The sequence below is a fragment of the Variovorax sp. 20P10.2.4 genome, from assembly GCF_058244205.1.
In genome coordinates, this window is the sequence record NZ_JBZAYE010000404.1 from 1 (window position 1) to 6,840 (window position 6,840).

Sequence of the window (6,840 nt, forward strand, 5' to 3'; positions counted from 1 at the left end):
CCGAGCGAAGGCGGGCCGACCGGCCCGGTGCTCTTCAAGGGCGCGCTGATCGAGAAGACAATCTGAGGCCTGGCGGGCGCCGCGCGCGGCGCCCGTTCCTTGCCCAGCTTCGGCTTTTCCGATGGTCCGCCTGCCCGCTTTTCCTTCCCGCTCCATGTTTTCGATGAAGACCGCGCTCGCCGCGCTGGCCCTGCTGGCGGCCTCGTTCGCCGCCCAGGCCCAGGTACCCGTCACCGCCCCGGCACCCGCCGCCAGCTTCGACCCGGTCGTCTCCTCGGCCGACTACCTCGCCGCGCGCGTGCGCTGGCACCGCGAGCTCGAGGCCTTCGCGCGCGCCGACCAGGACGGCCTGCCGCCGCCCGGCGGCGTGGTGTTCGTGGGCAGCTCCACGGTGCGCATGTGGACCCGCCTCTCGCAGGACTTCGCCGGCGTGCCCGGCATCGTCAACCGCGGCTTCGGCGGCTCCACCCTGGCCGACTGCAGCCTGTTCGCGCACGACCTGGTGGTGCGCTACCGGCCGCGCCAGGTGATCGTCTACGCGGGCGACAACGACCTCGCCGAGGGCCGCACGCCGCTGCAGGTGCTCGATGCCTTCGTGCGCTTCGCCAACGTGGTGCGCAACGAGCTGCCCGATGCACGCATCAGCTTCGTCTCGGTCAAGCCCAGCCCCTCGCGCGAGCACCTGATGCCGCTGATCCGCGAGACCAACCACATGGTCTCGGCCTACCTCAACCGGCTGCCCAACAGCGAGTACATCGACATCTTCACGCCGATGCTCGGGGCCGACGGCAAGCCGCGGCCCGAGCTGTTCCGCGGCGACCGGCTGCACATGACCGACGAGGGCTACCGGCTGTGGCAGTCGGTGATCGCCTCGCACCTCGTGCCGGCGCACTGAGGCCGCCGAAGCCCGGCCGGGCCATTTCGAATTCTTTCGACTCCATTTCTCGCCCTTCCCTGCCTCGGCACGGCCTTGTCCTACAGCGCGACTGAGGGAAACGGTCTTCGAAGTTTCATGACGGCTCGGTAGAAAGGGGGCCTGTTCCACGCCTGCCGCGCCGGTGCGCGGCCGTGGCGGCGGCGACGACTTCAGGGAGATCGAATCCATGCCGAGCGCATCGCGAGCCACGCGCGTCCTGCGAGTCACCTCGAGCGCCATGCCGCAATGGGGCAACGCGCCGGCGCTCGAGCCGGTGGCCATCGAGGGCAGCGAGGGACTGAGCCAGCTCTACGCCTACACGGTCACGCTGACCACGCCCGAGCAGCCGGGCTTCAACGAGCGCCAGGCCGCCAACGTCGCGATCAAGCAGCTCGTGGGCGAGCCGCTCGCGGTGCACATCCTGCTCGACGGCCGGCCCGGCGCGGGCGGTGGCGAGCGCCACATCGCGGGCCTGGTCACGCGCGTGCGCTTCCTGCGGCTGGAGAACCGCCGCGCGCTCTACGAGGCGGTGATCGAGCCCTGGCTCACGCTCGCCACGCGCAGCAGCGACTACCGCATCTTCCAGCACAAGACCGTGCTCGACATCGTGCGCGAGGTGCTCTCGCCCTACGGCCTGCCGCTCGACATCCGCAGTTCGCAGAGCTATCCGCCGCGCGACTTCCAGGTGCAGTACGGCGAGACCGACTTCGACTTCGTCGCGCGGCTGCTGCACGAGTGGGGCCTGTACTTCTGGTTCGAGCATGCGCAGGACAAGCACACGCTGGTGATCGTCGACGAGATGGGCGCGCACCAGCCGTTCGCGAACGCGGCCTACGAGAAGATCCCGTTCCACGCCGCCGAGGACACGGTGCGCGAGGAGCATTGCGACAGCTTCTGCGCCTTCGAGGCGCTGCAGAGCGGGCGCTGGGTGACCGACGACTTCGACTTCGAGCGGCCCAAGGCGCGGCTGCAGCAGGTCAGCGCGATGCCGCGCAAGACCGCGCAGAACGAGCGCGAGCGCTACGCCTGGCCCGGCGACTACACGGCCGAGTCCGAGGGCGAGCAGCTGGTGCGCCGGCGCATGGAAGAAACCGGCAGCCGCGGCGAACGCGCGAGCGGCTCGGGCAATCTGCGCGCCGTGGTGCCGGGCTGCACCTTCACGCTCGAGCGCCATCCGCAGAACGAGGCCAACCGCGCCTACCTGGTCACCGCCGCGCGGCTGCGCCTGCAGGAGCCGGGCGAGGCCTCGGGGCAGGAGCAGTTCGAGTGCCGCGTCGACTTCGAGGTGATCCCCACCAGCAAGGTCTACCGCGCCGACGTGCCCACCGTGCCGCGCCCGCGCACCACGGGCCCGCAGACCGCCATCGTCACCGGCCCGGCCGGGCGCGAGCTCTGGACCGACCAGTACGGCCGCGTGAAGCTGAGCTTCCACTGGAACCGCTACTGCCCGAAGGACGAGAACAGCTCGTGCTGGGTCCGCGTCTCCTCGCCCTGGGCCGGCACCAACTTCGGCGGCATCCAGATCCCGCGCATCGGCCAGGAGGTGATCGTCGACTTCGAGAACGGCGATCCCGACCGGCCGATCGTCACCGGCCGCGTCTACAACGCCGACAACATGCCGCCGTGGGATCTGCCGGCCAACGCCACGCAGAGCGGCCTGCTGTCGCGCAGCTCGGAAGGCGCGACCGATGCCAATGCCAACGCCTTCCGCTTCGAGGACAAGAAGGGCGCCGAGCAGGTGTGGCTGCATGCCGAGCGCAACCAGGACATCGAGGTCGAGCACGACGAGACGCACTGGGTCGGCCACGACCGCGCCAAGACCATCGACCACGACGAGACCGTGCAGGTGGGCCACGACCGCACCGAGAACGTCGGCCACGACGAGACCATCACCATCGGCAACAACCGCGTCGAGACGATCAAGGCCAACGAGCTGCTGACGGTGCTGCAGAACATGAACCGCTTCGTCGCGCTGACCTCCTCCGAGGAGGTCGGCATCGCCAAGACCTCGCTGGTCGGCCTGACGCAGACGGTGGCGGTCGGCAAGAGCAAGACCGAGACCATCGGCGAGGACTTCTCGCTCGACGTGGGCGAGACGCTGGTGATCACCGTCGGCAAGAGCCGGCTCGAGATGACCAAGGACGGCCAGGTGACCCTGACCGGCACGCGCTTCGACTTCCGTGCCGCGGGGCCGGTGCGCATCAACGGCCACGTCATCGACCTCTGCTGAGCATGGCGCTCGACCCCAAGGCCGGTGCCTCGCTTGCCAAGCCCGCCGGGCTCGATGGCCTCGGCACGGCGCTGCCCTCGGGCGCGACGGGACGCATCGCGCGCGTCGCGGTGATCGTGGGCAAGCCCCGGCCGCAGACGCCGGCCAGCGATCCACCGCCCGAGGCGGGCCGCGACGTCGGCCAGGCGCTGGTGGTGTGCACCTCGCCCGACGTCTGCAAGACGCCGATCGGCTCGTCCACCCCGCCCATCCCCTACCAGATCACCGGCCGGCTCGGCGACGATGCCAACGCTTCGCGCAACGTCTTCCTCACTTCGCTCAAGGCCTTCAAGTTCGACAGTCAGGTCACGCACGTCACGGGCGACGAGCCGGGCGCGGCCAAGGGCATCAGTTCGGGCACGGTGGGCGACATCGCCGAGCCCAAGACCGCCTCGACGGTGGTGCGGGTCAACGGCCAGTGGCTGGTGCGCGACGGCGACAGCTTCTGGATGAACAAGCGCAACACCGGCGGCGAGCTGATCTACAAGAAGGACCGCGGCAAGCGCTGGCCGCCCGAGGACCGGCCGGCGATCGACGACAGCCAGGCCGAGGCCCTGCTGGCCAAGGCGCAGGCCGATGGCGCCGAGATCGCCTACTACGGCAGCGACGACGAGAAGACCGGCAAGGCGAAGATCGCCAGCGCCGCCAACCTGTCGGGCTACAGCTCGCTGCTGCGCGCCTCGCTGGGCGAGCAGCCGGTGCAGCTGGCCTTCCTCGACACCGGCAAGACGCCGACCGTCACCGACATGCCCAAGTGGCGCCCGCCGGCGACCATGCCGCGCCCCCGGCTGCCCAAGCCCACGGGCGGCGGCAAGGGCAACCTGATCGCGGTCATCGTGCTGGTGGTGATGCCGATCGGCGACCACTACGCGGCCATCCACGAGGCGAAGAAGGCGCTGACCGGCATCACGCCGCAGACCCCGCGCGAACAGTCGCTCTACGACCAGGCGGTGGAGCAGCTCGCCGCCTACAAGCAGGACTACGCCAGCAGCAACTTCCTCGAGTCGCTGCTGCCCTGGGAATCGAAGGGCTTCCATGCCTACGACGCCAAGGTGCGCGATTCGCTCGAGCAGCAGATCGCCGAGGAACGCGCCCGCGCCAAGGAGACCACCACCGCTCCCGCGCCGGCTACCGACACCAGCGGCGGCGGCGGCAAGGACGGCACCCGCATCACCGGCGACAAGGACGACTGCGAGCCCGAGCCCTACGACGAGAACAAGTGCGGCGACGGCGAGGCCGCGCACCACGTCGTGCCCGACTTCATCCTGCGCGTGGGCACCCGCCTCGACCCGGGCGTGCGCATGCCCGGCGCGCCCTCGCTCGACAAGGGGCCGTCGATCTGCCTGAACAAGGACGACCATGCCGAAGTCCATCGGAAGATCTCCGAAGGCATGCGCGCGAAAATAGGCAGCAACGGCACGGTCACGCTGAAGGATGTCCTGGACATCTCGATCGACGCGCTGGACGAGGTCAAGCCCGATTGCAAGCGACAGTTCGAGCAGCCGATCCGGGACGCCTTCAAGACCATCCCCGACGAAATGCTCGGACGGGGCCTGACGAAGACCTCCGCCGAACTGCGCGAACTGCTGCAGAACGCGTGGCGCGTGGAATGACGACGAGAAAGCACCGAGCACGACGATGACGCCCCTGACCCAACCCGACCGGATACGGCTGCAGATCGAGGCCGCGGCACCGCGCGGACGCGACGACCTCTTCCTGGCCTGCTCCAACGCCGACGCGCGCTTCGAGGGCTTCGCGCGCCTGTGCCAGTACCGCGCGGGCCACGATCCGCTCTGGCGCTCCACCGACCTGCCGGCCACGGTCGTCGATGGCCTCTTCTTCTCGCCCCCGCCCGGCGACACCGGCGCGGCCGCGGCCTTCGTCTTCCTCACCGAGGAAGGCGACGTGATGCACCTGCCGCCCGGCGGCGAGGCCATGACCGAGCGCATCGAAGGCGCCGGCCTGTGGAGCGACGACTCCGAAGGCTGGGGCAGCATGATCGCGCTGGCCCAGATCGGCGGGCGGCTCCATGCCTGCGGCGGCGGCGGCCAGATCTATCGCCGGACGAAGCCGGGGGCCTGGGAACACATGGACACCGGGCTGCTGCGCGAGAAGGGCGAGAAGAAGAGCATCAGCTTCAAGACGATCGCCGGCGCGAACGAGCAGGAGGTCTACGCGGGCGGCTGGTTCCAGAACGTGAACGACGGCGTGCTGTACTGCGGCGACGGCCGGCGCCCGTGGAAAGCCGTCGCCAGCGGCATGCCGGCCATCTCGCGCATCCATGTCGAGCGCGAGGACTCGGTCTGGGCCTGCGGCCGCGGCGGCACGCTGCTGCACGGCAACCATGTCGACGGCTTCCAGGACGTCTCGGCGCTCGACGACACGCGCGCCTATGTCGACGTGACGAGCTACGACGGCCAGATCTTCCTGGCCACCGAGACCGGCCTCTACCTGCATGCCAACGGCGCGACGCACCGCATCCGCACCCGGCTCGACCCCGAGTACGAGGACGGCCACCTGCTGCGCGTGGTCGACGGCGTGCTCTGGTCGATCGGTTACGCCGACATCGCGCGCTTCGACGGCACGGCCTGGGAGCGCATCCCCTTCCCCGGCAATCCGCCGATCCGCTGAGGCGCCATGGCCTTGTGGAAGCGCGAGATCGACTGGATGAACGAGGCCGCGCAGCGCATCGGCTGCTGCGGCATCGCCGAATGGCTGGCCGGCTTCGCGGCCTGGACGCAGCTCGCGCCCACCGGATGCCCGCCGGCCGAGCTCGCGGCCCGGGCCGACTACGCGAGCGCGTCGAACGGCCTGCGGGTGGCGCTGGTCCATCCCTTCGCCGATCGCGTCGCCCAGGCCGACCCGCAGGCCTGGGTGCTCTACGACCTGCAGCTCGATGCCGCCGCGCTGCCGCTGCCCTTCGGCCTCGACGCGCGCGGCGAAACGCCGCAGGGCGCGCGCCGCAAGCTCTCGGCCGACACCGCCTTCGGCCGGCCGATCGACCTGCGCGACGGCAACCACCGCATCGTCCACTACCTGCCCGACGGCCGCGTGGTGGGCGTGATCTTCAAGCCGGCGATGGTCGGCATCGAGGGGCTGCACCTGCAGCGCCTCGGGGCCATGCCGGACTTCCGCACGCTGGCGGCGCAGGGCGCCACGCCATGAGCGATCCGCACGCCGCCTTCCTGCCGGCCCGGCCCGCACCCACCGCGGACGGCATCGACGACAGCCACGGCCCGGCCCTGCGCATCGACACCCGCGGCACGCATTGCCCGCAGCCCATGCTGCGGCTGCGCAAAGCGATCGCGCGCAGCGCGCCGGGCCGGCTGCTGGTGCTCGCGGTCGACGATCCCGTGGCCTTCGAGAGCCTGGCCGACGCGCTGCCCGCGCTGCCGGTCCAGTTGCTGGGCAGCCAGCGCGACGGCGCCTGCCGCATCTACACGCTGCTGCGACGCTGAGCATGGCGCCCGACCTCGACAACCACACGCCCTTTTCCGCGCTCGCCTTCTCCCAGTTCCACCGCGACGGCACCGACATGGCCGTGCTCGCGGTGCGCGGCAGCTTCCACCTGGTGCCGGGCCAGCCGCTCGCGCTGGCGCCGCGACAGGCCGCGCTGGAACTGGCCGACCGCTACGACGGCGACCCGGCCGAGGGC

Annotated in this window: 7 protein-coding genes; all 7 read left to right on the top strand. The window is 70.6% G+C overall.

What is annotated here, in order from left to right; all coding sequences use genetic code 11:
• The first annotated feature begins 163 nt into the window (after nucleotides 1–163).
• Complete coding sequence (locus AC27VN_RS28375; protein WP_296779996.1) at nucleotides 164–895, top strand: SGNH/GDSL hydrolase family protein; 732 nt, start codon at nucleotides 164–166, stop codon at nucleotides 893–895.
• A gap of 208 nt (nucleotides 896–1,103) precedes the next feature.
• On the top strand, nucleotides 1,104–3,146 hold the full coding sequence (locus tag AC27VN_RS28380; protein ID WP_490878698.1) for a type VI secretion system Vgr family protein: 2,043 nt from the start codon (nucleotides 1,104–1,106) through the stop codon (nucleotides 3,144–3,146).
• A 2-nt stretch (nucleotides 3,147–3,148) separates the two neighbouring features.
• Nucleotides 3,149–4,798 carry a DUF4150 domain-containing protein gene (locus AC27VN_RS28385; protein WP_490878699.1) on the top strand — a complete coding sequence of 550 codons (1,650 nt, stop codon included), beginning with the start codon at nucleotides 3,149–3,151 and terminating at the stop codon, nucleotides 4,796–4,798.
• A 25-nt stretch (nucleotides 4,799–4,823) separates the two neighbouring features.
• Nucleotides 4,824–5,816, top strand: a complete 993-nt coding sequence (locus AC27VN_RS28390; RefSeq protein WP_490878700.1) for a beta propeller repeat protein — start codon at nucleotides 4,824–4,826, stop codon at nucleotides 5,814–5,816.
• Nucleotides 5,817–5,822: 6 nt separating this feature from the next.
• Nucleotides 5,823–6,350 (top strand): hypothetical protein, encoded by a 528-nt coding sequence (locus tag AC27VN_RS28395; protein ID WP_490878701.1) that lies wholly within the window; start codon nucleotides 5,823–5,825, stop codon nucleotides 6,348–6,350.
• Nucleotides 6,347–6,643 carry a sulfurtransferase TusA family protein gene (locus AC27VN_RS28400; RefSeq protein ID WP_490878702.1) on the top strand — a complete coding sequence of 99 codons (297 nt, stop codon included), beginning with the start codon at nucleotides 6,347–6,349 and terminating at the stop codon, nucleotides 6,641–6,643. Before AC27VN_RS28395 ends, AC27VN_RS28400 begins: the two co-directional genes overlap by 4 nt.
• A 2-nt stretch (nucleotides 6,644–6,645) precedes the next feature.
• The coding region (locus AC27VN_RS28405) for a hypothetical protein (protein WP_490878703.1) at nucleotides 6,646–6,840 on the top strand (195 nt) is incomplete at its 3' end.

Excerpts from the sequence above, each read along its gene's own strand:
- AC27VN_RS28385 (WP_490878699.1), top strand. The coding sequence starts at position 3,149 with ATGGCGCTCGACCCCAAGGCCGGTGCCTCGCTTGCCAAGCCCGCCGGG.
- AC27VN_RS28375 (WP_296779996.1), top strand. The coding sequence starts at position 164 with ATGAAGACCGCGCTCGCCGCGCTGGCCCTGCTGGCGGCCTCGTTCGCC.
- AC27VN_RS28395 (WP_490878701.1), top strand. The coding sequence starts at position 5,823 with ATGGCCTTGTGGAAGCGCGAGATCGACTGGATGAACGAGGCCGCGCAG.
- AC27VN_RS28380 (WP_490878698.1), top strand. The coding sequence starts at position 1,104 with ATGCCGAGCGCATCGCGAGCCACGCGCGTCCTGCGAGTCACCTCGAGC.
- AC27VN_RS28390 (WP_490878700.1), top strand. The coding sequence starts at position 4,824 with ATGACGCCCCTGACCCAACCCGACCGGATACGGCTGCAGATCGAGGCC.
- AC27VN_RS28400 (WP_490878702.1), top strand. The coding sequence starts at position 6,347 with ATGAGCGATCCGCACGCCGCCTTCCTGCCGGCCCGGCCCGCACCCACC.